Origin of the sequence: Imhoffiella purpurea (genome assembly GCF_000585215.1) — a bacterium.
Classification (GTDB): Bacteria; Pseudomonadota; Gammaproteobacteria; order Chromatiales; family Chromatiaceae; genus Imhoffiella; species Imhoffiella purpurea.
On sequence record NZ_AONC01000063.1, the window covers coordinates 16,737 to 41,348 of the forward strand.

Here is a 24,612-nt window from a genome sequence, read left to right on the forward strand (position 1 = left end):
GCCTCAGGTGGGGTCTGCCATCAATCCGAAGAAGCCCGTCGCCCGCTCGTTCATGCTGCCCATGAGCACGGTCCGGTCCAGGAATCGGTTGAACTCCTCGCAGGACGTCTCCGGCAGCATCAGACAGGAGTGACAGGCAGCGAGATTGCATGCCTCCGAGGCAGACATGATGCCCTCGCTGCAAAGGGGGTCGGAGGAGCACCAGACCACCGACTCCAGCGCGGCCTTGAACATGGGTTCAAAACGGTCCGGCAGGCCCTGTCTGACCAGACCACCCAGTGTGCCCTCCGCATCTGGTGCACCCGTATAGATCAGGACACCGGCCATGCCTTCTGGACCATCCGACACGTAGAGGCGCTCGCGCAGTGAGGCGCTCGGGTAGCCGCAATCCAGCGACAGCTGTCGGATCACCGCGTGCGCGAGGGAGTGGATCAGCAGGAAGCGCGCCGTGATGGTCCGTGGTGGCGTCGGTTGCTGTGTGCGCCGCCTCCAGTCCTCGGTGTAGCGCTCGTTCACGAGTCGGGCGCGCCCGGCCACGGCCGGCAGGCTCTCCCAGACGGAGACCGCGTCCATGTCCAGCGACAGAAAGATGCCCTCGCCGCGGATCTCGACTGCCGGAAGCCAGTTGAGCTGTCCGCTCTGTATCCGGCAGAGCTGTGAGTCATCGTTTCCGCCTCCGGGTTCCGGGGGATTGATCCGTGTGAATGCGCTGATCGCGCGCACCTCCCGCAGCCGGACGACTTGGACGATGTGCTGGATGTAAGGTTGCAGATCGGACGGAACCGTGACCGGTCTTGCCTCAAACTCATCATCCGGATCATCCGTTGTGCTGTCGGTTCCGGTGAACTGCAGCCATTCATCCCAGCGGAGATCCTCCGGGTCTACCTGTTCAAGCACCCGGAGCCGGTCCTCCACCGCCTTTGCGATCTCAGCCGGAGGCAGTCCGATGCCTGCGAGCATTGGGGCCAGGGTGGCGATGAACTGCGCCCGCTGGGCTGCATCCTTCACTGCCACGATCGGCGCCCAGAACTGCCCGAGGGATTTCTGCAGCGAATCGGACCAAGGCGGGATGCTGAGCGAGGAGTGGAGCAGCGGGAAATACAGGTTGGACGCCCCGCGCTGGAGCACCCTGGGCGTCTGGTCGCAGTCCTCCGGTGCCTGCGCCAGCCAGGGCGATTTGCCCCGGCAAGTCACGAGGCCGTCCAAGGCATCCTGGGAGAAGACGCCATCCAGACTCCTGCGGGCGCCGCAGTCGTCGCACGTCACGACGAGTCCCGCAAGACCGGCGCGCTCGCTGATCAGACGCAGTGGCCTGCTCCGTTTGCAGTCCTTTCGATGGCCGACCCAGCCATGCCAGGGGAAGTCGTCGATATGGCCGTGTTCGCAGGCCGTGATGAACCGGACCGGCACGACGAATTCCTTCCGTCTGCCCGGCGCCTCCGCAGTGCAGCGGGCGCAGTAGAGTGCCGGGTTGCCAGGGTCCTGGCTCCATTCTGTGGCCGGCCGGATGGTTGAGCAGCCCGGGCACTGGAGCCAGGTTGGAAAGCGCACCCCGAGCAGCCTGGGACCGCGTGGGTTGTCCTCCTCCGGATCGACCGGAGGCAGCCGGAACCCGTCGACCCGCAGCTTCTTCTGGAGCCGTTCCTCGAAGACGGACTGCTCATTGGTCAGACCCGCGGGCGGGGCGTTGCGGTCCCACTCCTCGAGGCCTGCGACCACCACGGAGACGGGCGCGCTCGAGCCGTCGGCATTCGACAGTCTGAAGTCCACCACCGCGCCCGGTCCCGCCGTCATGATGACCGCGCTGCGGCGGATGTCGCCCAGTTCATTCCTCGGCATTTCCGGTTCCTCCGTGGTTGGTGCTGAGGCGTTCGATCATCACGAACCGTGAGGACGGTTCCACGTTGCGCATGCTGTTCGGGGTCGGCCAGGCCTGCAGCTGGGCAAGGCCGGCGGCGCGGTTCGCCGCATCCTTCTCAGCCGAGATCAGCAGGCTCCGGTCGGGGTGCCGGTCATCCCAGTATCTCTCGAGGCTGGTTCTTGCCACCCAGGCGCCCACGGCCCTGTCCAGCGCATCTGCTGTTGCCTGTTCCTCGCCGCTGTCGCATGACCTCACTCTGTTGATCAGTATGGGAAATAGCTGCCGCACCTGTTGTTCGGTGGTCGGGTTCAGCAGTGGCTTCTTCCCGAGTCCAGGCACCAGATGTCTTGCCAGTGCGACCAGCACTGCATGGAGCGCCCGGTCCCTGGCGCGCGGCGCGAAGGGAGTTACGCTGCCAGCTTCCACATCGCGGTACAGACTGCCATGCCAGCTGTTGAAGGTCTCAAAGTGCGCGCGGTCCCTGGTCTTGCCGCTGTTGTAGACCGTGAGCACCAATCCGGGCACCTTTCCACGGCCGACGCGGCTCGTCGCCTGGATGTACTCTGCGATCCCCTTCGGCTGACCGTTGACCACCATCAGACCAAGTCGTCCCACATCGACGCCAACACTGATCATGTTGCTCGCCAGAACGATGTCCAGTGCATCGCCGGCGGTGACGGTGATTCCCAGATCCTCAAGTATGCGCGGGATCTCGGCGGAGCTGACACGACTGGTGAGTTCCTCGATCACCTCGGCATTGCGCTCCTCCTCGCCACGCACGCCGGCGTACAGCCGGATCGAGTCCGGCACGTCGTCGTGCATCTGCACAAGCGCGCCTCCGAGCTCGCGCAGCGAGTTGAAATAGGCGACAAGTGTCCAGTAGGGATCACGCTCGTCATCCGTCAAAGCCGGATCAGCCGCCCCCTGAAGCAGGGAGGCGCAGGCGGCCTGCAGCGAGAACTTGGGCGACCGGCCCGCGGTGGTGATGCCAGCGTAGAGCCTGCCGGAGCTCTCCCTGTCCACCTCCGCGAAGCAGGAGCTGGCGGCATCCAGGCCCGGGGCCGGAAACTGGTAGGTCTCACGGTCGAAGAGCTGCCGGATCTGCTCCGACGCACGGCGGATGGTTGCGGTAGAGCCGATGATTTTCGGGCGCACACCGTCGCGGGAGCACAGTTCATCCACGACGATCTCGTAGAGTCCGGTCAGTGTGCCAAGAGGCCCGGAGATGAGATGGAGCTCATCCTGGATGATCAGGTCGGGTGGGGCTTGGCCGGTGCTGCGGCCGAATAGCTGTCCGATGTCAGTACGACGCGTGATCTGCGTGAACTTGTCGACCGTGCCGATGAGCAGTGAGGGCTGTTCCCGGTAAATATCCTCATCGACCGTCAGGATGGGCAGCGTTCCTGCTGCAGCTAGGTCGCATTTCTTGCCCCGGCATGTGGGGCGGACCGTCCCCGCGTTTCGGTCGGCATACCATCGCAGCGGCCCCCCGCAACACGGACAGCTCGTAAGCTGGGCCGGTGTGCTGTGAGAGCCGTTCGCAAGCGCGTTGGCTGCTTCGTCAAACTTGTTCGGTGTGCTGGATGCCCCCACCCACAGCCCTAGAGAGAACGGAGTTACGCCTAGGTCGCCGGCATCGCAGAGCCCCGGAGCACCGGTCAGACGCAGATGCTCGCAGGCAAGAATCAGCGCCGCCGCGCGTTGGAACTGCTGGATGGTGAGCAGCCGCAGCGTGTAGCGCATGATGACGGCCACGCCAACCCCTTGTTCCGGGGTTTTCGCTGAGAGCCGCCGGTGGAACAGCGTGAATGCGGTGAGCCCGAGGTAGGCCTCCGTCTTGCCTCCACCGGTTGGGAACCACAGTAGGTCCATGATTGCGCGCTCGTCATGGGTGCGGTCGGCAACCGATACGAGCGACAGCAGGATGAACCCGAGCTGGAACGGGCGCCACTCAAAGTCCGTGCAGGCCGGATCGCTCCACTGGCGCTGTGTGAGGATCGCGAGGTTGGCTAGCCGGAATGCCCTGCGGACCTCTGCGTTTGTCGCAATCAGGGCCGCACCACCGCGCATGCGCTGCGCGCCCTCTTCACAGATATCCAGGTGCCTGCCGGCCTGTGTGCGCAGATGCTGCGGGATCGTCGGGATGCGCTGTCGCTCAGAGCTGATCCATCCGCTGTAGGCGTCAGCCAGGGCTGCGAGTCCTGCGGCGAGTTTTGAATCCGGTGCACTGGTCAGCCATCCTGCCGACAGCGGATTCCCGTCCGCGCGCTTTGTCAGTGCCTGTAGCACCCGGTGGCCCTTGGCGCTGGTCTCGGGCACGACGTGGCTCGGTATCCATGCGGTCGCGACCTTTGTGGCCCGGCCGTCCACGCTCTCCCATACTGCCGAGCAGGTGTGGCCGACGGCGAACTCATGAGCGTCGCGGTAGATCAGTGCCGCGCTGCGGGCGTCCTCATCGGATGAGGCCGCGCGAGGCGGCTTTGGCGGCAGCGTCGTGTCCTTGCAGGGTGTGATACTGACGCAGGTCTGGAACCAGGTTTTCCCGATGATCTCCCGACGGCCATCATCGCCATTGATTCTGTTCCGGTTGACCAGTGCCACAGTCGCCAGCAAGCCGTCCGAAAACGATGATGTCTGGATGTACAGCTCAAGCCCCGCCATGCCTGCGTCATGCTGAGCCAAGGGGATCCCGCGGTGACCGGGGTCCAGCGTGACCCCCTTGAGCGTCAGATTGCAGCCGATGCGCTGCCAGCAGGCGGATGACACATCCTGGTCGGGGCGATCTGCTCCGGCGTCAGGGTCGTCCTGATGCGCTTCGTTGTCATTCGCGCGGAATTCATAGCGTGCGCAGGAGACCTCGACATCCACCTCCGGGGTGCCGCTCGCGCAGGCTGCTGCGAAAGATAGCCCCATGGATGCCGGTCGCATGGTCGTGGCCATGGACACCTGGGTGTCCGCCGAATCCTCCGTGTCCGCGTCCCCGTCGGTGGCGATGTTCTCGTCCTCCTCGGCGCCGGCTCGTGCCTCCTGCGGATAAAGAAGTCCGGTGAGATAGCGGTCGGTGGGGCGGTCGGCCAGGCACTCACCCTCTGCGTCCGGACCGACAAGATCCCGTATCAGACGCTCAAGCAACTGCTCGCGAACGTGTCTTCCCGGTGGGCCTGCGCTCATCAGTATCTCCTGATCTTCCATGGAAAGATTACGGTGGGAAAGCCGGAGATCACCGGTACAAGGAAAATCCCCGACTCTGCGAAGGGCTGGTGCAGCTCCTGACGTAGAGGGTCATCGGGCGCAATCGCGGCGGTCCCGCTGCCGATGACCCAGAGATGGCGTATCTCGTCCGGCAGTTTGTGTCGCGGTCCGAAACCCTTGGCAACGCTGAACAGGGCTCTATTGACCTCATCTCCGTTCAGGAAGCCGATGGGTGGGGCATGGTCATCATCGGTGAGGAACAGCTGATAGGTCCAGTTTCCACGGCCCTCCATGCGCGCAGTCAGAGGTGCAGATGACCATGCGTGCTCACAGAGCAGCCGCTGCGCCTGATACGTGTCCTCGGTGGAGGCGTTGCCGAACTGGGAGACCTGCAGCCGTACATTGATGTCCCGTGTCTTCCCGATCTCCACCTGCGCCCTAGGCATGCCTTTGCTGTGCTTGCTCAGTTTCCGGACTGCGCGTCCGTCCTGCGAGAGGATTCCAGCATAGGATTTTTTCGCATCGCAGACGTGCAGGGTGCCTCTGGCGCGGGTTGCGCCGACAAACATGACCCGGCACTCCTCCGCAAGCTCCGCAGCCTGTTCGGGCCTGAAGCCATCGGCGGGTGGCAGCGCCAGAAGAACGGTGTCGGCCTCCCGCCCCTTGGAGCCGTGGATGGTTCCGAGCAGCGGCCCTGGCTGTCCGGGCTCGGTTACCGTCACTTCCACGGGCGGGGGATTCCGGGAGAGCCGGGTTGCGAGGCGCCCTATGTCGATGCCGCGCCGTCCGGTTCCGGCGAGGCGGTTCAGTGTCCGCCAGCAGATTTCCGTGTCGTGCTGTGCTGCGGCGGGGATGCGCTCCTGCCACAGGTCCCGGAATTGCGACTCCCGCAGGTATCTGCCGGTGTGGTCCCTGAGCAGTATGCCGATCCAGGGCTCCGCCAGAGCGGGCAGGCCGGACATCCGCACACGGTGATCGATGCCCGATTGCCACAGCATGGAGGATGCCTGGAGTACCTCCGCCCTCGTGCGGAACAGAATAAAGGCCGATGTGTCTCCCTTGAAGGTCCCGTGGTCCGGAGTGGTGATCACGCTGTCCGCGTGCATCATGATGGAGTCGCGCAGTGCTGCATAGTCCGCGGGTTTCGCGGCCGGCCCGACGGGCACGATGCGGCGCGTTTTCGTGAAGATGCTGCGCAGTGAGTGTGAGCTCGTGCGATGCACTGTCCTGAGCTGCATCTCGACGAAGCCGGTTCGGTCGGGCGCGGCGAGCAGGCGGCCGGGCAATGCCGTGGCATCTATGACTGCGTCTGCGGTGAAGCCATAGATCGCCTGCGCCGGATCATGGAAAACCGTGACGCCGGATTCGCGTGGCAGCGCCCGAATAAGTGCCTGTACCATTTCAGCCCTGGTGCCCACGATATCCTGGGCCTCGTCTACAAGTAGGTGCTTGACTCTCGAGAGGTAATCGGCGAGTTGATCATTATCGGCATTGAACAAGGCCGTTGCTCGGTCGATGCTGGCTTCATAGCCGTCAAACAGACTCCCGGTATCCTCGACACCAAAGCCTTGGCGAAGCTGCCAAGCCTGCGAATCCAGGGTGTTGATGCGCACCGAGAGTATCTCAGAATTGCCTTTCGCGAGCACTTCCATACGGTCGCGGATCTCGCGGACTGCCGTGCGAGTGAAACTGACAAACCAAATCGCTGATCCAGGAATGCCTGCTTCCAGCAGATGCGCAACGCGGGCACAGGCAACCTCTGTCTTGCCGGTGCCTGGACCTGCGGAGATCAGATTGCGGGTACAGGGTTGCGCCTCAATGACTATGAGCTGGTCGCCATCCCAAGTCGGGATCTCTCGCCAGCTTACCGAGGCCGGGTAAAACGCGTGTTGTTGCGGTGCTACCGCCAAATCCTCACCTAATGATCAACTGGACTATCCCAGCTCCATGTCCAAGGTGGCACCTGGCTGCTTGCGTCTTCAGCCTCCCTTGGGTAACTCGGTCAGCGGGTTAACAAGGAGCCCCCCTAAAAGCGGGCTTTGGAGATGCTGAAGTAAATACTGGTTGGTGCCATCGAGACTAGCTAAAGTTCATCCGCGCCGAAGCCACGTGGATTGGGTGTTGGGCTTTCGCAAATCTCGCATTTTGAGTATACCCCGCCTTATTTCCGTGGGAAATATCGCACTCCTCTCGTTTTCGTGACTCGCGGCCTTGCCATCCAACGGTAGCCTTGGTGGATGCTGAATACAGGAGCGCGCAAGTTGCGCCCAATCAGCGACCCGAGATGCGGTAAGACGGCAACGCTCCGCAAGCTCCACGATGCAGAAGGGCGTCATTCAACCTGCAAGCCCCGGAGACCATTCCGCCACTTCACACCCTGCGGCAGGGTAGCCAATTGTCCGGGGTTCCATTCCGCTACGGTCGTCGTTCCTCCTCCCTGCGCTCCACTCCACCCCGGCCAACCGGCTACTGATCCTGCCGGGTGTGAAGCGTCGGCATGGTCTCCTCAGCGGCTGTTGTCGCGCTCCAAGGCTAAGGAGGTGTCCGCTTCAATGCGCCCAATCACCGCAGCACTCCCCAACCTCATCGCAGCGCATTGAATCGGTCACGCCTGAAGATTTAGATCCCCCCTCCGCCCCCCAGGGGGAACGGGTGCTCGCATCAGCATGGGCGCTTCGTGCCCGCCTGCTCGGTCGGCGCTTTGCCCTTCCATCGGTAAGTGTTTGTTTCCTTGAATTATTTCTAATAGGTTATATAATATAACCATAGGGTTATAATTTATGCGGAGCTTGCCATGGTATCCACGTCCTTCGCTTCGGTTCCTGGTCGCTGCTCGGGTCGGGTCGTGTTCCGGGCGCATTCGTGCGGGTCGGTGTGGGCGCTGCGCATGCCTCGGGCGGGTGAGCGGGTTCCGCCTGCTTGTCTGTTCCTGCCCGCGTCGCGGCTCCAGCTCGCGCTGGCCTTCGCGGCTCTGGCGCGCGGGCTTGGCTGGCGTGCCCTGGTTCGGCCTGGCTCGGGGTGCGCAGTGTGGCGGGCTGGTCCGCTGGCCGGTTCCTGCCCAGCGTTCGCGGTCAAAATCTGGCTGCCGGCTGGCATGTCAGCTGCGCAGGCTCGGGCGCAGCTCCGCGCCGCGTGGGTGGCGGGTCATGCTGCGTAGGTGGCCTCGGTTCCTGGCGCTGTGGCGCGGGTTTCGCGCCTCGGCGGGGGAGGCGCCGTTCGGCCAGCGGTTGCTCGGGCTGGTTCTGGCCCTGTTGCCCCTGCCGTTGCGCCGCCCGGTGCTGCGGCTGCTCGGGGTTGCCTGGCCGCGCTGGCTGGTGCGCCTGGCGGGTGCGGTGGGTACGTATCTCCTCGTCTGCGTCTTTGCTGCTACGGCCCTCTGGCTGCTGTCGGTGGTCAGTCCCTGGCTCTGCGCCTCTTCACTTGTGTCCTGCATGCCTGTCGCTTACTCGGAGGTGTCGTCGTGGTAACGTCTCAGCTCTCTCTTAACCTGTCCCCTTCGGTATCTCCTGTCTCGGCCGCTGCTCCGGTCTGGGCCTTCGGCGGGTCGCGCCAGTTGCCGCCGGCTGGTGCGGCGCTGGCCGCGCGCGCGGCCCTGGCCCTGCTGCGCTCGGGTGCTGGCCTGGTCGTTGGCTGCTGCGTCGGGGCGGATGCCGCGGCGCTCTCAGCTGCGTGTGGGGCGGGTTTCGCTGGTCGGGTTCAGGTATTGTCCGCGTTCGGTCCGGTTCCAGGGTCGGGCTGGCCGGCTGGGGCTTGCCCGGCGTCCGCTGTCGCGGAGGTGCGTCGGGCTGGCCAGCTTGGCTCGGCCGTGCGGCCTTGGTCGGGTGGCGCTGCAGCGGTCGCGCTCTCGGCTCGCTTGGCCGCTCGCACGCGCGCGGTTGCTCGGTCCTGCAATGCGGGCGCGGTTGTCGTGCTGTCTCCAGGGTCGCGTGGGTCTCTCATCTTGGCGCGTGCCGTGGTGCGTCGTGGGCTGCCCCTGGTGGCGCTTCCGGTGGCCGGAGCCTCGCTGCCGGAGCTGCCGGGTCAGTGGCGGCCCGCCGGTGGCGCGCTTGCGGGGCTCGGCGCCTATCAGCTGCATTAATATCACTCATAGGTTATTTTTGTGTAGTAATATTTCCTATAGGTTATAAAATATAACCAAGGATGAGGTTAGACAGGATGTCGCGGACCTCCAGGGTCAAGCCCCTGGATCACGCGCCGGGCTCGTGGCAACCGCCCCAGAGGCGACCCCCCGGTGAGCTTTCGATGGGTGTGCACATCGGAGCGTCCAGGTCGGGCGCTGCGCTGTGCTCAACCAGAACGGAGATCAGGCGATGGATGTTTACGCGAGGATTTACGACGCGAAGGACGCGGCTCATCAGCGCTACCTCGATGCCGGCGACACCCGCGAAGCGTTCGAGGACAGGGTCTGCGGTTCCTTGTACGGACTGACGATCGAGGACGCGGAGAAGGTGCTGCCGGAGCGCTTCAGCGATCGGCTGACCTTGCTGATGGGCGAGGTCGTGGAGGCCGCGATGGATGAGCTGGAGAAGCCGGAGCGGCAGAGGGACAAGAAGTTGGCCGCCATTCTGCGCGCGGCCTGAATGGAAACGGCTGATCAGGTGGCCCCCTGGTCAGCCGCTTGGATTCCTCAACATTGCACACGCCGAGGAGATTCCGAATGTATCTCGAAGACCCGGAAGATATCAACACCCTTGATGACGATGACCGCCCCGTCGATACCTTCGAAGACTGGGCAATGAGCCTAGACGCTTGGCTCGACACTCCCGCCGGTCTGGCGTGGCTCGACGCGCAAGCCGAGGCGTGCTCGATGGGTCGCGATGCCGAGCTGTACGGCATTCGCCCCGGGCTCGGAGTTCGCCGCCATGGCTGAACGCGCGCTGACTTCCTACCTCATCAGCATCCTCGCGGAAGCGGTGCCGGAACTGGCTGAAGCAATGGATCATTGGGGCGCCGGTTCGGATGAAGTGCTCGGCATTCTGCGCGAATGCCTAGCCGCCGCAGAGCTAGACCAACGCCTCGACAAAGCCGCCTAAACCCACCCAGCGCCCGGCCCCGCGCCGGGCTGGAGGATCGGCAATGAACTATGCGCGCAACGCCCTTGAATCGCTGCGCGATGCGGGCATCGACGAGTATCAGGCACTCACCGATTCGGAACGGTCGGAGCTCACCGAGCTGCTTGGCGACTGGAACCGGATCGTAGGCAAGGAGAATGCACGGCTCGAGGTTGAAGCCGAGGAACAGGCAGCGATCCAACAGCTCGGCCTCGATGACTGGAATCAAGCATGGGTCGATCAGAGAGCCGAGGAGTCACGCGCCGAGCGCTGGGACATCCAGGACACCTTCTAATCACCAACCCGCCACGCGCGGACTGCAAGCACTCAACGCAAAGGTCGGGTTGGAAACCCCACGCGGTCAGAGACACGGAAGGCACGTAGGCGAAAGCTGGGTCATGGAGACCGCCGCGCTGACCCAAGGATGACGAAACCGAAGCGGAACACCATCGACCCGGCCCTTGTGCCGGGTTTTTCATTGGCGCCGACGCCGCGATGCGCAACTCGCTTGCGCGTCGCGACGTTGGCCAGGAGGCCGCCAGCATGACCGATACCGCCACCGGCACCGACCTGGTGCCCCTCGATCTCACCCGGATGCAGCTGGATCCGCTCGTGCTCTTCACCCCGAACGGCCTGGATGACCTGCTCGGCCGCATCGAGTCGGAGGCTCGAGCCATCGTCCCCGACCTGCGCACGGTCAAGGGCCGCAAGGCGATCGCCAGCACCGCCGCGCGGGTGGCCAAGTCCAAGGTCTATCTCGACGATCTGGGCAAGACCTACAACGCCGAGCTGAAGGCCAAGACCAAGGCGGTCGATGCCGAGCGTCGACGCATGCGCGAACACCTCGACGCCTTGCGCGACGAGATCCGCCAGCCGCTCACCGACTGGGAGACCGCCGAGGCCGAACGGGTCGAAGGGATCCGCCAGCGCATCGAGAACTTGGGGGCGCCGCTCCCCAAGGGCTCGGAGGCCATCGCCGCCCGCATCGCCGACCTCGAGGCGACCCCGATCGACGAGAGCTGGCACGAGTTCACCGCCGAAGCAGCCCGCGCCAAGGATGCGGCACTGATGCAGGCGCGCGCCGCCCGGGTCCTCGCTCAGGCGGCCGAGACCGCCGAACGCGAGCGGTTGGAAGCCGAGGCCCGCGCCGAGCAGGAGCGCCGGGAGGCGGAGGCACGCGAGCGTCAAGAGCGCGAGAAGCGCATCGCCCGCGAGGCCGCCGAGCGTGCCCGACTCGAAGCCGAGGCCCACGCCAAGGCCGAGCAGGAGCGTGCCGAGCGCGAACGTCTCGCCGCCGAACAGGCGTGGATCGAGGCCGAACGTCGTGCCGAGGAGGCCGAGCAGCGCCGCCAGCGGGAAGCGGCCGAGGCCGAACAACGCCGCCAGGAAGCAGAGGCTCGAGCCCGTGAGGAGGCCGCCCTTGCCGAACGGGAGCGGATCGCCGCCGAGCGTCGCGCCGAGGAGGAGGCGGAGCGCCGCCAGCAGGAGGAGGCCGCGCGGTTGGCCGCCAACCGCGAGCACCGCGCCGCCATCAACCGGGAGGTGTTGACCGCGCTCATGAGCCACGCCGAACTGTCCGAGGAGTCTGCCCGCCAGGTCGTCACCGCCACCGCACGCGGCGAGATCCCGCACCTGTCCATCCACTACTGATCCAGACGCCCGGCCCCGCGCCGGGCTTTTTCATTGGAGACCGCCATGACCGATCAAGCCGAGCTGGTCAGCCAGCTACTCACCCAGGTCAGCAACATGCAGCAGCAGATGGCCTCGATGCAGCAGCAAAGCCCAGGCGGGGCATTCGCCTCGCCGGCCCCCAAGCCCACCGGCATGTCGGTGCCGGTCAAGCTCGAGGGTCCGGCCGGATCCATCCGCTACTACCTGCACCTTCCCGCCGAATGCGCCGCGACCCTGGATACCCAGATCGCCGCGATCGAGGCCCTCGAGCGCTCCGGGATCCCGCTCGACACCTGGTCATCGCGCAGCAACAGCGGCGGATACGGCCGCGGCAATGGCGATTACCGCCGTGGATCCTACGGCTACCGCCGTTAAGGAGGGGCACCATGAACGCACCACACACCATCAGCAGCGTCCGTTACTTCGCCCCGCAGGCCGAGGCCGCGCGGTTCGCCTGTCTCGACCTGGAGACTCGGCGCCCAGCCGAAGACGACATCCAGGCCGTGCTGGACGCTTGGACCCATCCGTCCAACTGGAAGCTCGAAACCATCGCCCAGAAACGCCAGGAGTTCGAGGAGCGGGTCCGGGATAAATCGGCCCTGCTGGATGCGGCCCCGATCGTCTGTTGCGGGATCCAGATCGACGGCGAGGCGTGCGAGTTCCATTCAATGGGGCAGGTTTCGGGACTCTCCGAGATCGCTGGCTGGACCATCGAGCACTGCGCGACTGAGGCGGAGATGCTCGAGCGCATGCGGGTCTGGCTGGACGAGCGCACGGACCCCGGAACCGAGCTGGCCGGTCACAACATCCTCGGGTTCGATCTGCCCAAGCTGCGCGGCGCCTATGTCCGCCACGGGCTCGCGCTGCCCGAGTGCCTGCGGGTCCGCGACCTGCAACCGGCCTTCGACTCGATGAGGATGTTCCGCTTCTTCTCGCCCGAGCACAAAGACAACCAGTTCCCCTCGCTGGATCTGGTGTGCCATGTCTTCGGCCTGGAGCCGCCCAAGCAGTTCATCAGCGGCGCGGATGTCCCGGACCTCTACGACGCCGGCCGCTTCGCCGAGATCATCCTCTACAACATCGGCGACGTGATGACCGAGACCAGCGTCTACCAGCGCATGACCGCCTGAAGGCGCTTCTTCCGCCTCGACGATCGCCCGGCCCTGAGCCGGGCTTTTTCGTGGGCGCCGATTTCAAGAGCCGGCACGCGGCCGAGCCGATGCAAGAAGAGGCCGCAGCACGACCCGCCCGGCTTCGCGCCGGGTGCCCCTCCACCCTGCGAACGGAGTCCCAACCATGCGAGCTCACATCCGGATCGAGGCCGGTGATCCCATCGCGCGCGCTCAGATCGCCGCCATGCTGCGGGTGACCGCCGACCTCCTCGAGACGGCATCCTCCGACAGCCCCGCCGAGCGCGGCGGCCATGCGGCTCTGCTGCTCCTCGAGGAGGCGCCCGCGCTGGACGAGGGCAGCGCCGCACAGGCGCGGCTGCAATCCCTGGCCGCGTCGCGGGGCATCTCGGTGGCTCAGCTCGTCGATGAGGCGCGCACCTGGATCGCGCAGCATTCGAACGCCCTCGGAGAACCCTCATGCTGATCGACATTCGCCATTTCCACCTGTTCTGCGGATTGGGAGGCGGGGCCGCTGGCTTCAATCGCGGACAGGCCCGGGTCGGCTCGCTGACGGCCCGCTTCCGCTGTCTGGGTGGGATCGACTCCGACCCCGCCGCTGTGCGCGACTTCAGCCGGCTCGCCGGTGTTCCCGGAACCTGCCTGGACCTCTTCGACCGCGACCAGTACCACGACTGGCACGGCCAGGAGCCGCCGGCCGATTGGCGGGAGGCGACGCCCGAGGATCTGCGCCGCGCCGCGGGCCATGAGGCGCCCGACATCCTCTTCACCTCGCCGCCGTGCAAGGGGTTCTCGGGGCTGCTCTCCGAACGGCTGAGCACCTCCGCGCGCTACGCCGCGCTCAACCGGCTGACCCTGCGCGGGCTCTGGCTTGCCCTGGAGGCTTGGGCCGACGATCCCCCGGCCTTCATCCTGCTCGAGAACGTGCCCCGCATCGCCAGCCGTGGGGCGCACCTGCTCGATCAGATCCAGGACCTGCTCGGCCGCTACGGCTACGCCAGCGCCAGGACCACGCACGACTGCGGCACCCTCGGCGGCCTGAGCCAGACGCGGCGGCGCTTCCTGCTGGTGGCCCGCAATCTCGGCAAAGTGCCCCCGCATCTCTACGAGCCGCCGTATCGGCCGCTGCGAAGCGTTGGCGACACCCTCGGCCGCTGGCCGCTGCCGGACGCCCCCGAGGCCGGGCCGATGCATGCCTTGCCGGCGCTCCAGTGGCGCACCTGGGTTCGGCTCGCCTTCGTCGAGGCGGGTGGGGACTGGCGGTCCCTGGCGCGGCTGCGGATCCAGGATGGCGTGCTCGCCGACTATCTGATCGTGCCGGCGATGTGGCGCGGCGGGCTCGGTGTCTGCGCCTGGGGCCAGGCGGCCGGAACGCTCACGGCCGATGCCAGGCCGAGCAAGGGCGCGTTCGCCGTGGCGGATCCGCGGCGGCCCGAAGGTCGCGCCGAGTTCGGTCAATACGGTGTGCTCCGCTGGGACGAGACCTCGCAGACGGTAACGGGCAAGGCTGCGGTCGGCGCCGGGCGGTTCGCCGTCTCCGATCCGCGCTGCAACTGGAGCCCCAACGCGCACCGCAACAAGCTCGCGCTCATCCCCTGGGACGGAACCGCCGCCACGGTGACCGGAAGCCGTGGGGCCTACTCGGGCGCCCTGTCGGTGGCCGATCCCCGCTGCGGCATCCGCGCCGAGAGCCACAGCGCCGCCGGATGCTACGGCGTGGTGTCCTGGGACGATCCCGCCGGAACCGTGATCGGCAGCGCCCGCCACGACAACGGCCGCTTCAACGTCGCCGATCCCCGGATTCCCGACCCGGGCGAGCCGCTGCGCTGCTGCATCGTCGCCGAGGATGGAACCTGGCATCGGCCCTTCACCACGCTCGAGCTGGCCGCCCTTCAGGGTCTCTCCGACCCCGATCAGCCCCTCGTCCTCGATGGCGGCAGCCACGGACGTTGGCGCGAGCGCATCGGCAACGCGGTTCCGCCGCCGGCTGCGGCGGCCATCGCCAGCGAGATTGGACGCACGCTGCTGCTTGCGCACGCCGGAGAGAGCTTCGCGCTGTCCGACACGCCGGTGTGGGTGCGCCCGATCGCCACCGCCTGCGCCGTTCGCCAGCGCTGCGACGACATTTCATGAACGGAGGTCACGATGGACGTCACCACGACTGAGATCGACGCGAAATTGGATGAGCTTGCAGACATCGGCGCGCACTGGACGCGAAACCGCGCGCGAGGGATCACGCCTGAAGGCATCAAGGGCGCCATGCTGATGCTCATCGGCGAGACCATCGATTTGATGCAGCGCGAGGCGCCGCCGCCAGGAACCGACGAGGAGGAAACCGAATGACGCCCAAGCAGAGAAGGGCCTTCCAGTCATTAGGGACGGTGCCCGAGCGGGCGGCCTTCCTGCTGGATCTCGGGGTGACGGCGCGGACCAACATCGTGGGGCTCGAGCTGATGGCTCAGGCCGCTGTCGGTGAGGTGCTGCTGCCGATCATCGCGAGCGATGAGCAGGAAGCGATCAGCAAGGGCGTCGAGTGGCTGAAGGAACGCTTGCAGGAAACCAAAAGGGGGAGCGTCGACGATGGGTGAGAACAGCAAGATCGAATGGACGACACACACCTTCAACCCCTGGCTCGGATGCACCAAGGTCAGCCTTGGCTGCGCGAACTGCTACGCCGAAGCCTGGGCGCGGCGATCGGGCCGGGTGCAGTGGGGTCCAGCAGTCGAGCGCCGCCGGACCAGCGCGGAACTATGGCGTCAGCCCCTGCGCTGGAATGCTCAGGCCCAGCGCACGGGCGAGCGTCCGCGCGTGTTCTGCGCGAGCCTGGCCGACGTGTTCGATCCCGCTGCAGCGCAGGAATGGCGCGCCGATCTATGGCGCCTGATCGACTCGACACCCGCGCTCGACTGGCTGTTGCTGACCAAGCGCATCGGAGCGGTCGCCGGGATGGTTCCGGATCTCTGGCTCGACGGGGATTGGCCGGCTCATGTCTGGCTCGGCATCACGGTCTGCAACCAGGTCGTGGCCAACCGGGATATCCCGCAACTGCTCGAGCTGCCGGCGCCGGTGCGGTTCCTGAGCTGCGAGCCGCTGCTCGGGCCCCTCGACCTGCGCCACCTGGACGCCGACGCGGCCGAATCTGAGCATCTGTTCCAGATCGACGCCTTGACCGGCCGGCAGACCGACATGGGCCATCCGTGCCTCGATGTACCGTCGCTCGATTGGGTGATCGTCGGCGGCGAGAGCGGACCTCGAGCGCGCCCCATGCATCCGGCTTGGGTGCGCGATCTGCGAGACCAGTGCAGCGCAGCCAACGTGCCGTTCCTCTTCAAGCAATGGGGCGAGTGGCGAGAACCGCTCGAGGGCGAAGCCTACGACACCAGCCGAGGGCGTCGAGCCAAACCGTCTGCCTTCATCATGTCAGCCGACGGCACGGCGCATTGCTTCCAGAACGATTCCATCATCCACGGCCGTGTCATGGTCCGCGTCGGCAAGAAGGCTGCCGGTCGGACGCTGGATGGCCGGACTTGGGATGCGCTTCCTGGAGCGGGACGACATCCGCTCAACTCGCCCAACCTGGCCCTTCTGGAGGAGGACTGAATATGCCGATCCCCGAACGGCTTACCGAGCTTGTGGAGCATCTCAGAGCGGAGGGAGACGGCGCCGAGATCGGTCCGCTCTCCACCGGAGAGCGCTGCTTTGTCGCCATCGCCGCGCATCGCTACGGCCTCCTACCACCAGCCTATGCCGATCCGATCGAGGCATGGTTTCGGCTCAATGAGGACTGGCAATTGGCGGCCTGCGAGTGGCGTGATTGGCCGAGGAGCTATGCAAGGGGAACAAGTCGATGACATCTGTGCTGCGTCGTGAGCTACCAGGGAGGCGCATCACTGCGGGCTATGCTTTCAATAATTAAGCAATGCTTGGGGAGTCAAAGGGGCGTTCAATCTATGATCAGCCCATTTAGTGCTGATCGCCTGACTTCGTGATCGCCTGATCACAACGGTTACCCATCCTGAGATGATGTCCGGCTGAGAGCCGTTTCTTCTATGCGTCACCTCAAGACGCGCATTTGGTGCGTTTGAGGTGACGGCATGTCAAAGTGGCTATTGAGTGCAGCAAACAGACCTAATGCCCATAACAGTCAACCTTAGGTATTGCACATGACATCTAATTGCCATGAAATCCGGCGAGTATCTGTGGCTTTCTTGGTTTGACAATCGCGCATTGACAATGTCATGTGGTTATTCTCATAGTACGCCGCACTGCCGTAGCTCGAGGCAAAAACTTTTCATTAATTGAATTCGCTCATCAGACCAATAAAATTCATAATTCTCAGAAAAGATATCACTGTATCTTCTGTCGAATGCCAGTCTTTTGAACTCGTTGCGAAAAATTTTTTCTTCTGCGTCGAACGGGGCCGCCTCGTCATCGTATTCAATCAGGGCGGAGCCTAATACGCTTTTTGGGTCATCGGTATAATAAAATGCCTTTTCAATAACCCCATATATTCTACCGAGTTGCGGGTTAGGACCGCCTCTGTGTTTGCGAAAAATAATAACCCACCTGCCAATTTGATTGCTGAAAAATATGCGATCAGCTTCCGATTCAATGTCAATGCTATGTTCTATCGCTTCTTCCAGAGAAAATCCTTCTAACTCTGTCGGTAGATGTAGTTTCGCTTCTTCTGCTACTTTCCAATCTCGGCCGGGACTATACCAGCACAACAAAGGAAAGTTATTTTCGCAATCCAGGTTTCCTCTTGCTTGATGTGTTGGGTGATTATGTTCTTTCCAGGATTCAAAATCCTCTTGCAAGCTAGCTATCTTAGCTAGCTTATCTTGCTGAGTCGGATATTCACTTCCGGCCATCTCCCAAGCATCATTAAATCCTTGCATTAGCTCTACGCCGCCTTCTTCACTCGAAGAAAAATCGAATGCTATTGCGGCTTCATAAAGCCCACCCCCAAGTCCATTTTGAGAGAGATTTGGGCTGCCTACGACAGCCTCTCCAGAATTATCTGCATTTAGATGAATATACACTTTTGCATGAATGTTATTCATCAAGCGGATGCGATCCCATCCTATTATATTTGCGATTTGGCAGAGTGCTTTAGGATCCGTTGGCGGGTTAGGTTGCACAATAATTTTCTGGATAGCCATCGGATTCCGGATAAAATTAACCCAGCCACTCCCAAGGTAAGCCACTTTGATATGTGTTGGGTCCAGGCTGGAAATATCATTACCTATTGAATGACCATACAGGTATCTCATTGCTCTACCCCTGTTGCGTTCAGAAACCTCGATAACCATGACCAATTCGCTAGACGGCACACCGTTTCAAGTCTGCGGATCGTCCATAACCAGATGCAGAAGCCCATCAAGAATTCGGCGAAATCTGACAGGTAATGCACCACGGGATAATCGCATTTTTTAGCACAGCATGTAGCAATAGATCCTGAATATATTTCTGTAACAGATTCAGCACGAATCAGACCAAGACCCGCCCGGGTTTCCCGTGGCGGTTTTTTTTTCATGACTGCACTCACCAAGGCACTTTTACGGGAGACCAAAACCATGAGCGAACCAATGACCTTAAATGATCTCGAAGCGCGGCTTGCCGAGTGTCGCAGGCTGGGCGCGACCGGAGAAGAGCCCGTGTTCCTGGAGGGGACCGTGGTCACCGGCATTGAGGGACTGAAGATCTCGACCTTGATGCGCGCGAGATACGCTGGTTTGTGCAGCCCCGCGACCATAGGGAATGGCCAGATCGTGCGGATCTGGGGTGCCGGATCGAGAGACGGAGGAGCCTAAGCGATGACCAACTCCGAACCCTTGCTGCTCACGATCGATCACGCAGCTAAGCGGCTCTCGATAAGCTCCCGCACTATGTGGCGCTTGGTCGAGGCCGGCGAGCTCGTACCGGTCCGAATTGGGCGATCGGTGCGGCTGAGAAGCTCTGACCTTCAAGACTATGTCGACCGCCGGATGTCTCAGAGTAATATTGGCCCTGGGGTGGCGGTGCACGGAGAAAGCACATGCCACGACGCAAGACCAAGAACCGGCCAAGAGAGGGGATCTACGAACGGCCGCGCTCGCCGTACTGGTGGGCGGTCTACCCCAACGGACAAGGGGGCTCGACTCGCCGAAGTACTGGGGTTCCCGTCGCCGACGACCCCGAAGGACTGAAAGCCGCCGCCTTGCGGGCAGGGTGGATGGCCGAGAAGCATGTCGAACGAACCGGCGAAGACGCCACGTTCGACGATTTGATGTTGCTCTACCTGGAACAGGTGACACCAACGAAGCGCGCCCCGGAACGGGACCAGTGGAGCGCCAAAGCGCTATTCCCGGTTTTCACCGGACGGCAGTTGACCGAGATCGGGGCCGCTGATGTACGCGCCTACATCAACAATCGCCGAGCCGCCGGGATCGCGCCGGGGACGATCAACAAGGAAGTGGGCTTGATGTCGGCCGCGACGAATTGGGCGAAGCGGGAACTGGAGTGGGAGATCTCCAATCCCTGGGCTGCCCGTCGTCAAACCGAGCCTGCCGGTCGAGACCGCTGGTTGACTCGGGAAGAAGCCGCCCGGCTGCAGGAAGCCGCACAGACTCAGCACCGCATGGAGCGTTATCCGTGGCTCGATGACTTCATCCGCCTGGGGCTCAACACAGGGATGCGGCCCGGAGAAATGCTTTGGCTTGAGTGGAGGCGGGTCGACCTCGAAGGTGCGGTCATCACCTTCGAAGCCAGCGGGACGAAGACGGGGCAGAAAAACGGCAAGCCGGGGAAGGTGCCGCTGAACCAAGAGGCTCAGAAGGTGATCCTAGCACGCTCTCGATTCAAAGAGACACATTGCCAAGGCTCGCCCTGGGTGTTTTGCAGGAAGGACGGAAGCCGGATCGAGAGCATCAAGAAAGGCTTTGCCGCCTGTGTGGCTGATGCTGGCTTGGTCAATGTTCACCCGCACGATCTCAGGCGGACATTTGGGAGTTGGCTTGTCCAGGCTGGAGTTGGGATTGAGCGAGTTTCTGGGTTGCTCCGTCATGGGGACGTGGCGATCACGGCCCGCGTCTATGCGCACCTTCGCCCTGACGACTTGGCCTCAGCCGCCGCCGTTCTCGACCGACAGAAACCGGATCGGAAGCCGGAGCGAACCGTGCTGTATTTGCACACTGATTTGCACACTAACGCCAATGGAGGACTGGCAGGCAAGAAAAAACCGGCCGTAGCCGGTTGATCCTCAAAGGGTATTTTGGTGGGCGCACCTGGGATCGAACCAGGGACCCCTGCCGTGTGAAGGCAGTGCTCTCCCGCTGAGCTATGCGCCCGAAGAGGGCGGAAAGATACCCGAATGGATTCTATCGGTCAACATCCTGACGCGCCGGATTGGCATCCGGCTCCGGTTTTCCTTCGATCGTCACCCTCTACAGACAGGCATCGCCCGACTCGCGGCCGAGCTCCAGGATCTCCATGCGGTAGTTGCCGCAGGGATTCTCCACCGTGGGCCCCTGGGTAAGCAGGGCGAGTCCGGAATCGACGCCGCGATCGCGCAGCCATTGGCGCAGGAAGCGCGACCAGTCGGAGCGGTCGGCGTCGACCTGGACCGCCTCGATGCCGTAGGAGAACTGGAGCGACTGGCAGGTGGACTCACTGGGGCTGAAGGCGATGATCCAGACCGGCGGCCGAAAACGGGCGACGTTGCGCGGGGTACTGCCCGAGCGGGTCGGCACCAGCACGAACTGCGGATCGCTGTTGTTGATGGTGTGATAGACGCTGGCGGCGATGAGATCGACGGCGTTCATGCCGTCGCTGCCATGGAAGCTGCCCATGGTGCGCACGAAGGGCTGCTTGCTGCGTTCGGGCTCGACTTGGGTCGCAATGGCGGCGAGCATGGCGACCGATTCGACGGGATAGCGACCCACGGCGGATTCGGCCGAGAGCATGACGCAGTCGGTGCCGCCGAGGATGGCGTTGGCCACGTCCGTGGCCTCGGCGCGGGTCGGGCGGCGATAGGTGACCATGGACTCCAGCATCTGGGTCGCGGTGATCACCGGCTTGCCGTACTGGTTGGCCAGATCGGTGATGTGCTTCTGTGCCACGGCGATGCGCTCGATCGGGATCTCCACGCCCAGATCGCCGCGCGCCACCATGATGCCGTCGGCGGCGCGCAGGATCTCGGTCAGGTTGTCGAGCGCCCCCGCCCGTTCGATCTTGGCGATGATGAAGGGGGCATAGCCCATCTCGTCCGCCGCGCCGCGCACCGCCCGGATGTCGTCCGCGGTTGCGACGAAGGACTGGCTGACCGCGTCCAGCCGGTGCTCGGCGGCGAATCTCAGCCACTCGCGGTCCTCGGGCGTGAAGGCGCTGATGCCCAGATCGATCCCGGGGAGGTTGAGCCCCTTGCGCGAGGTCAGTTCGCCGCCGACCCGCACCCGGCAGAGGATGTCGGATCCCTCCACCGACACGACCTTCATCAGGATGAAACCGTCGTTGAGATAGAGCCGGTCCTCGGGCTCCACGGCGCCGGGCAGATCGGGGAAACTGATCCCGATCCGCTCCTTGTCGCCCAGGATGTCGTCCGTGGTCAGGGTCACCAGGTCGTCGCGCTGGAGCTCGATGGGCTCCTGCGCCAGATCCCCGATACGCATCTTGGGTCCGGGCAGATCGCCCATGATGGCGACGCGCCGGCCGGCCGCGCTCGCGGCCTCGCGGATGCGCTCGATGACCTCGGAATGATAGGTGGGATCGCCGTGCGAGAGGTTCAGACGGGCGATGTTCATCCCGGCGCGGATCAGCTGGATCAGCATCTCCGGGGAGTCGGAGGCGGGGCCGATCGTGGCCACGATCTTGGTCTTGTGGTCGGGCAGGTGCATCGAGGTATTTCCCCTTGATGAAGCGGTTGAGAATTCGGTCTCGGAGGTCGGAATGCCCGATTGATCCGGACGAGACGTCGTTGAAATCAGTCGGCCTGCGCCGAATCGCGCCAGCTCCGGATCGCGGCGGCATCGATGCGCTGATCGCGGGCATAGAGACGATCGAGCTCGCGTCGGCGTTCGGGGGGCGCGTCCCGCATCAGCCGGTCCAGGTTCAGAACGGGCGCCTCATGCAAGACGGATCCGCCGACGATCTGCAGCAGAAAGAGGCTGCGGTCGCCGATGTCGGCAGCGAACTCCAGGCGCCCGTCCATCCAGGCGACGGCATCGCCGTAGAGCGGATTGCCATCGGGCGTTGCCGCCGGGTCCAGACCGGCGAGCTTGTCCACCTCGTGCCCGGTTGGAAGACCGAAACGCCAGACCGCCTCGAGGTCCGTTGCGGCCATCAGATGCAGCGCGCAGCGATGGCTGGACTGGATGAGCCGCCAGGTATGGTGGTGCCTGGCGATGACGATCAGCATGCGCGGCAGGCTGTCGACGATGGAGGCACGCGTCACCGAGGTGGCGATCAGCCCACCGCGCCGCTCGCCGTCGCACGCGGTCACCAGCCAGAGCGGCGTGTCATAGAGATCGAAGATCCTGGAGACGGCGTCGGGGGTCGCACCCTGCGGGTCGTATGGATTCGGCATGGATCCGGGCTCTCGTGGTCGGTCTGGATCGATCGGGTACGAGCATTCAGAGGATGGCACGCGAGGATGACGATACGACTATCGGACCTGGCGCTCCGGGAAAGGTTCGGGGTCGATGTCCTGGTAGGCACCCGGCACGAAGCGCGGCGTGCAGATGGCATAGAAGACGAGGTCGGTCTCGCCGAGATTGGCGATCCGCTGCCCCGCGCCGGCCGGAATGGCGACCAGATCGCCGGGGCCGACCTCGCGCGGAGCCAGCCCCTCGACCTCGGCGCGCCCGCGTCCCGACAGGATCAGATAACGCTCGGCGATGCCATCCAGGCGGTGCAGACGGGTCGTCATTCCGGGCACGACCCGCGCACGCGCGACCGAGACGTCCGGGTCCAGGTCGCGGTTCCAGGACTCCAGGATATAGCACCCCTCGGCGGTGTAATACTCCTCGCCCTCCCTGGGCGAGTGGATCAGGGGCGATCGGAGCCCCGATGCCATCTCAAAGTCTCCCGGCCTGACGCCGGTAGGCCTCGGAGCGGCGATCTCCGCCACGGGGGCGCGGCAGGGCGCGACGATTGAGCATGCCCTCGACCTCCGAGCAGAAGGCGCTCGTTCCCAGGACCCATGCCTTGTTGGTCGAGTCGCGGATCTCCTTGAGCCTGGTTTCCGAGGCGGGCGTCTCCGCGGACTTGGCATACTGCTCGCGACGCGCCTTGGCGCTGCGGCCGAGCCGCTCGTACTCGAGATGCGGCGTGACGAGCTCGTCGTCCGCGCCCTCGGCATTGGCGGCATAGCTCGACCAGCCATAATCGGACGGATGCCCGACCAGCCCGGCCCGCACCGGGTTCGCCTCGACATAATGCGAGACGGCCTGCAGATAGCCCTTGGGCTCGACGAGGGTCGCGCGGTAACGCCCCTCCCAGAGGGTTCCGGTACGATCGTAGCGATGGTTGAAATACTGAACGTAATAGCGTCCGACATACTGCATCAGCTTGCCGATGCCGTTCTCGACATGGGGCGTGACCAGCAGATGGAAGTGATTCGGCATCAGGACATAGGCGTGAATATCGCATTCGAACTTCTGTGCGGCCACGCCCAGCTTCTCCCAGATGAACCAGTAGTCATCCTCCTCGAAGAGGATCTGCTGACGGTTGTTGCCGCGCTGGATAACGTGCTGTGGATAGCCAGGGAGGACGAAGCGGGGAAGGCGTGCCATATTAGGGTCGGATCCGGTTGGTTGACCTGCAACCAAGTATAGACCGCTTATTCGGACTTGCTTTTCGAGCGGTCGCCGAACAGACTCGCGACGCCATACGGGCTCCCCGTCGTCCCCGATCGGCCCGCCCCCATTCGATCCCCGACAGGCCTAGATGTCCCCGATTGACACAGAAACGCCCCAGATCGCACTCCCCATCGATGCCGTCCTGCCCGCCATGGACGAGGCACTGAGCCGAGGCCACGCCCTGCTCCAGGCACCCACGGGATCGGGCAAGTCGACCGGCGTGCCACTGCGCCTCATGGCGTCCGACTGGCTGGCCGGGCGGCGGATCCTCATGCTGGAACCGCGCCGGCCCGCCGCGCGCATGACCGCGGCCCGCATGGCCGCCGTGCTGGGCGAACCGCTCGGCGGGCGCGTCGGCTATCAGGTCCGCTTCGAGCGCCGGATCGGCCCCGACACCCGAATCGAGGTGGTCACCGAGGGTATCCTGACCCGCCGCATCCAGTCCGATCCCGAGCTCGAAGGCGTTGGACTGCTCGTCTTCGACGAGTTCCACGAACGCAACCTCCCGTCGGACCTGGGATTGGCGCTGGCCCTCGACGCCGCGGCCAACCTGCGCCCGGACCTGCGGCTGCTGGTGATGTCGGCCACCCTGGACGCCGACCCCGTCGCCCGACTGCTCGGGGACGCCCCCGTTCTGCACGCCGAGGGCCGGAGCTTTCCGGTCGAGATCCGCTATGCCGAGCGCCAGCCGGACCCGGATCCGGCCACGGCCGTCCTCGCCGGCATCCGGCACGCGCTGCGCACCCATGAGGGTGACATCCTGGCCTTCCTTCCGGGCGCGCGCGAGATCGACCGCTGTCTCGAACGGCTCGAAGACGACCTGCCCCCGGAGACGGTGGCCCTGCCACTACACGGGAGCCTGCCGACGGAGG

The 24,612-nt window shown here is 64.3% G+C and carries 27 protein-coding genes and 1 tRNA gene; 18 read left to right on the forward strand and 10 right to left on the reverse strand.

Annotation, left to right across the window (positions count from 1 at the left end):
- Positions 1-3: 3 nt before the first annotated feature.
- The 4 genes from drmB to D779_RS22370 all read right to left on the reverse strand — a co-directional run bounded on the left by drmB (position 4) and on the right by D779_RS22370 (position 8,486).
- Entirely contained in the window at positions 4-1,839 is a 1,836-nt protein-coding gene (gene drmB, locus D779_RS17860; RefSeq protein ID WP_043756700.1) for a DUF1998 domain-containing protein, read from the reverse strand.
- Entirely contained in the window at positions 1,826-5,032 is a 3,207-nt protein-coding gene (locus D779_RS17865) for a helicase-related protein (RefSeq protein WP_157726443.1), read from the reverse strand. Before D779_RS17865 ends, drmB begins: the two co-directional genes overlap by 14 nt.
- The gene (locus D779_RS17870; protein ID WP_081763583.1) at positions 5,032-6,963 is read right to left on the reverse strand and encodes a UvrD-helicase domain-containing protein; all 1,932 of its coding nucleotides are present in this window, start codon (positions 6,961-6,963) and stop codon (positions 5,032-5,034) included. Before D779_RS17870 ends, D779_RS17865 begins: the two co-directional genes overlap by 1 nt.
- A gap of 1,187 nt (positions 6,964-8,150) precedes the next feature.
- A complete protein-coding gene (locus D779_RS22370) occupies positions 8,151-8,486 on the reverse strand; it encodes a hypothetical protein (RefSeq protein WP_157726444.1) in 336 nt (111 codons plus the stop codon).
- Between the two features lie 507 nt (positions 8,487-8,993).
- Here D779_RS22370 and D779_RS22375 point away from each other — a divergent pair.
- The 14 genes from D779_RS22375 (at position 8,994) to D779_RS22390 (ending at position 16,756) form a co-directional block, all read left to right on the forward strand.
- On the forward strand, positions 8,994-9,131 hold the full coding sequence (locus D779_RS22375) for a hypothetical protein (protein ID WP_157726445.1): 138 nt from the start codon (positions 8,994-8,996) through the stop codon (positions 9,129-9,131).
- A 205-nt stretch (positions 9,132-9,336) separates the two neighbouring features.
- Entirely contained in the window at positions 9,337-9,633 is a 297-nt protein-coding gene (locus tag D779_RS17880; protein WP_043756706.1) for a hypothetical protein, read from the forward strand.
- Positions 9,634-9,710: 77 nt separating this feature from the next.
- Positions 9,711-9,923 carry a hypothetical protein gene (locus tag D779_RS17885; RefSeq protein ID WP_043756707.1) on the forward strand — a complete coding sequence of 71 codons (213 nt, stop codon included), beginning with the start codon at positions 9,711-9,713 and terminating at the stop codon, positions 9,921-9,923.
- On the forward strand, positions 9,916-10,086 hold the full coding sequence (locus D779_RS22380; RefSeq protein WP_157726446.1) for a hypothetical protein: 171 nt from the start codon (positions 9,916-9,918) through the stop codon (positions 10,084-10,086). The genes D779_RS17885 and D779_RS22380 overlap by 8 nt, the downstream gene beginning before the upstream one ends.
- Before the next feature lie 43 nt (positions 10,087-10,129).
- Positions 10,130-10,399: a hypothetical protein gene (locus tag D779_RS17890; protein ID WP_043756709.1), complete on the forward strand. Its 270-nt coding sequence runs from the start codon at positions 10,130-10,132 to the stop codon at positions 10,397-10,399.
- Positions 10,400-10,647: 248 nt separating this feature from the next.
- Positions 10,648-11,754: a coiled-coil domain-containing protein gene (locus D779_RS17895; RefSeq protein WP_043756751.1), complete on the forward strand. Its 1,107-nt coding sequence runs from the start codon at positions 10,648-10,650 to the stop codon at positions 11,752-11,754.
- Positions 11,755-11,799: 45 nt separating this feature from the next.
- Positions 11,800-12,150 carry a hypothetical protein gene (locus D779_RS22385; protein WP_157726447.1) on the forward strand — a complete coding sequence of 117 codons (351 nt, stop codon included), beginning with the start codon at positions 11,800-11,802 and terminating at the stop codon, positions 12,148-12,150.
- Positions 12,151-12,161: 11 nt separating this feature from the next.
- Positions 12,162-12,905 carry a 3'-5' exonuclease family protein gene (locus tag D779_RS17905; protein WP_043756713.1) on the forward strand — a complete coding sequence of 248 codons (744 nt, stop codon included), beginning with the start codon at positions 12,162-12,164 and terminating at the stop codon, positions 12,903-12,905.
- 166 nt (positions 12,906-13,071) lie between these two features.
- Entirely contained in the window at positions 13,072-13,371 is a 300-nt protein-coding gene (locus D779_RS17910; RefSeq protein ID WP_043756714.1) for a hypothetical protein, read from the forward strand.
- The gene (locus D779_RS17915) at positions 13,365-15,038 is read left to right on the forward strand and encodes a DNA cytosine methyltransferase (RefSeq protein WP_043756716.1); all 1,674 of its coding nucleotides are present in this window, start codon (positions 13,365-13,367) and stop codon (positions 15,036-15,038) included. The genes D779_RS17910 and D779_RS17915 overlap by 7 nt, the downstream gene beginning before the upstream one ends.
- A 12-nt stretch (positions 15,039-15,050) precedes the next feature.
- Positions 15,051-15,248 carry a hypothetical protein gene (locus D779_RS17920; protein ID WP_043756718.1) on the forward strand — a complete coding sequence of 66 codons (198 nt, stop codon included), beginning with the start codon at positions 15,051-15,053 and terminating at the stop codon, positions 15,246-15,248.
- Positions 15,245-15,493, forward strand: coding sequence for a hypothetical protein (locus tag D779_RS17925; RefSeq protein WP_157726448.1), 249 nt, complete (start codon positions 15,245-15,247; stop codon positions 15,491-15,493). The genes D779_RS17920 and D779_RS17925 overlap by 4 nt, the downstream gene beginning before the upstream one ends.
- Positions 15,486-16,505 (forward strand): phage Gp37/Gp68 family protein, encoded by a 1,020-nt coding sequence (locus tag D779_RS17930; protein WP_052348245.1) that lies wholly within the window; start codon positions 15,486-15,488, stop codon positions 16,503-16,505. The genes D779_RS17925 and D779_RS17930 overlap by 8 nt, the downstream gene beginning before the upstream one ends.
- 2 nt (positions 16,506-16,507) lie before the next feature.
- A complete protein-coding gene (locus tag D779_RS22390; protein ID WP_157726449.1) occupies positions 16,508-16,756 on the forward strand; it encodes a hypothetical protein in 249 nt (82 codons plus the stop codon).
- A 399-nt stretch (positions 16,757-17,155) separates the two neighbouring features.
- On the opposite strand, the gene D779_RS22395 is transcribed toward D779_RS22390, so the two are convergent.
- Positions 17,156-18,217: a phospholipase D family protein gene (locus D779_RS22395; RefSeq protein WP_157726450.1), complete on the reverse strand. Its 1,062-nt coding sequence runs from the start codon at positions 18,215-18,217 to the stop codon at positions 17,156-17,158.
- Positions 18,218-18,439: 222 nt separating this feature from the next.
- Between D779_RS22395 and D779_RS17935 the strand changes: the two genes are divergently transcribed.
- From D779_RS17935 to D779_RS17940, 3 genes are all read left to right on the forward strand, one after another.
- Positions 18,440-18,718: a hypothetical protein gene (locus tag D779_RS17935; protein ID WP_043756721.1), complete on the forward strand. Its 279-nt coding sequence runs from the start codon at positions 18,440-18,442 to the stop codon at positions 18,716-18,718.
- A gap of 3 nt (positions 18,719-18,721) precedes the next feature.
- The gene (locus D779_RS23335) at positions 18,722-19,093 is read left to right on the forward strand and encodes a helix-turn-helix domain-containing protein (RefSeq protein WP_081763585.1); all 372 of its coding nucleotides are present in this window, start codon (positions 18,722-18,724) and stop codon (positions 19,091-19,093) included.
- Between the two features lie 80 nt (positions 19,094-19,173).
- A complete protein-coding gene (locus D779_RS17940; protein ID WP_408606021.1) occupies positions 19,174-20,142 on the forward strand; it encodes a tyrosine-type recombinase/integrase in 969 nt (322 codons plus the stop codon).
- A gap of 16 nt (positions 20,143-20,158) precedes the next feature.
- Here the strand turns inward: D779_RS17940 and D779_RS17945 are convergent.
- The 5 genes from D779_RS17945 to D779_RS17965 all read right to left on the reverse strand — a co-directional run bounded on the left by D779_RS17945 (position 20,159) and on the right by D779_RS17965 (position 23,674).
- A tRNA-Val gene (locus D779_RS17945) sits at positions 20,159-20,233 on the reverse strand.
- A gap of 96 nt (positions 20,234-20,329) precedes the next feature.
- A complete protein-coding gene (gene pyk, locus D779_RS17950; protein WP_043756722.1) occupies positions 20,330-21,778 on the reverse strand; it encodes a pyruvate kinase in 1,449 nt (482 codons plus the stop codon).
- A gap of 86 nt (positions 21,779-21,864) precedes the next feature.
- The gene (locus D779_RS17955) at positions 21,865-22,467 is read right to left on the reverse strand and encodes a flavin reductase family protein (RefSeq protein WP_043756723.1); all 603 of its coding nucleotides are present in this window, start codon (positions 22,465-22,467) and stop codon (positions 21,865-21,867) included.
- 78 nt (positions 22,468-22,545) lie between these two features.
- A complete protein-coding gene (locus tag D779_RS17960; protein WP_052348246.1) occupies positions 22,546-22,956 on the reverse strand; it encodes a cupin domain-containing protein in 411 nt (136 codons plus the stop codon).
- A gap of 1 nt (position 22,957) precedes the next feature.
- Positions 22,958-23,674, reverse strand: coding sequence for a transposase (locus D779_RS17965; protein ID WP_043756725.1), 717 nt, complete (start codon positions 23,672-23,674; stop codon positions 22,958-22,960).
- 154 nt (positions 23,675-23,828) lie between these two features.
- Here D779_RS17965 and D779_RS17970 point away from each other — a divergent pair.
- Positions 23,829-24,612, forward strand: a 784-nt coding sequence (locus tag D779_RS17970) for a DEAD/DEAH box helicase (RefSeq protein WP_043756727.1), incomplete at its 3' end; no start/stop codon positions are given.

Excerpts from the sequence above, each read along its gene's own strand:
- drmB (WP_043756700.1), bottom strand. The coding sequence starts at position 1,839 with ATGCCGAGGAATGAACTGGGCGACATCCGCCGCAGCGCGGTCATCATG.
- D779_RS17865 (WP_157726443.1), bottom strand. The coding sequence starts at position 5,032 with ATGAGCGCAGGCCCACCGGGAAGACACGTTCGCGAGCAGTTGCTTGAG.
- D779_RS22370 (WP_157726444.1), bottom strand. The coding sequence starts at position 8,486 with ATGCAGGACACAAGTGAAGAGGCGCAGAGCCAGGGACTGACCACCGAC.
- D779_RS17885 (WP_043756707.1), top strand. The coding sequence starts at position 9,711 with ATGTATCTCGAAGACCCGGAAGATATCAACACCCTTGATGACGATGAC.
- D779_RS22380 (WP_157726446.1), top strand. The coding sequence starts at position 9,916 with ATGGCTGAACGCGCGCTGACTTCCTACCTCATCAGCATCCTCGCGGAA.
- D779_RS17890 (WP_043756709.1), top strand. The coding sequence starts at position 10,130 with ATGAACTATGCGCGCAACGCCCTTGAATCGCTGCGCGATGCGGGCATC.
- D779_RS17895 (WP_043756751.1), top strand. The coding sequence starts at position 10,648 with ATGACCGATACCGCCACCGGCACCGACCTGGTGCCCCTCGATCTCACC.
- D779_RS22385 (WP_157726447.1), top strand. The coding sequence starts at position 11,800 with ATGACCGATCAAGCCGAGCTGGTCAGCCAGCTACTCACCCAGGTCAGC.
- D779_RS17905 (WP_043756713.1), top strand. The coding sequence starts at position 12,162 with ATGAACGCACCACACACCATCAGCAGCGTCCGTTACTTCGCCCCGCAG.
- D779_RS17910 (WP_043756714.1), top strand. The coding sequence starts at position 13,072 with ATGCGAGCTCACATCCGGATCGAGGCCGGTGATCCCATCGCGCGCGCT.
- D779_RS17915 (WP_043756716.1), top strand. The coding sequence starts at position 13,365 with ATGCTGATCGACATTCGCCATTTCCACCTGTTCTGCGGATTGGGAGGC.
- D779_RS17920 (WP_043756718.1), top strand. The coding sequence starts at position 15,051 with ATGGACGTCACCACGACTGAGATCGACGCGAAATTGGATGAGCTTGCA.
- D779_RS17925 (WP_157726448.1), top strand. The coding sequence starts at position 15,245 with ATGACGCCCAAGCAGAGAAGGGCCTTCCAGTCATTAGGGACGGTGCCC.
- D779_RS17930 (WP_052348245.1), top strand. The coding sequence starts at position 15,486 with ATGGGTGAGAACAGCAAGATCGAATGGACGACACACACCTTCAACCCC.
- D779_RS22390 (WP_157726449.1), top strand. The coding sequence starts at position 16,508 with ATGCCGATCCCCGAACGGCTTACCGAGCTTGTGGAGCATCTCAGAGCG.
- D779_RS22395 (WP_157726450.1), bottom strand. The coding sequence starts at position 18,217 with ATGGTTATCGAGGTTTCTGAACGCAACAGGGGTAGAGCAATGAGATAC.
- D779_RS17935 (WP_043756721.1), top strand. The coding sequence starts at position 18,440 with ATGACTGCACTCACCAAGGCACTTTTACGGGAGACCAAAACCATGAGC.
- D779_RS23335 (WP_081763585.1), top strand. The coding sequence starts at position 18,722 with ATGACCAACTCCGAACCCTTGCTGCTCACGATCGATCACGCAGCTAAG.
- D779_RS17940 (WP_408606021.1), top strand. The coding sequence starts at position 19,174 with ATGTTGCTCTACCTGGAACAGGTGACACCAACGAAGCGCGCCCCGGAA.
- pyk (WP_043756722.1), bottom strand. The coding sequence starts at position 21,778 with ATGCACCTGCCCGACCACAAGACCAAGATCGTGGCCACGATCGGCCCC.
- D779_RS17955 (WP_043756723.1), bottom strand. The coding sequence starts at position 22,467 with ATGCCGAATCCATACGACCCGCAGGGTGCGACCCCCGACGCCGTCTCC.
- D779_RS17960 (WP_052348246.1), bottom strand. The coding sequence starts at position 22,956 with ATGGCATCGGGGCTCCGATCGCCCCTGATCCACTCGCCCAGGGAGGGC.
- D779_RS17965 (WP_043756725.1), bottom strand. The coding sequence starts at position 23,674 with ATGGCACGCCTTCCCCGCTTCGTCCTCCCTGGCTATCCACAGCACGTT.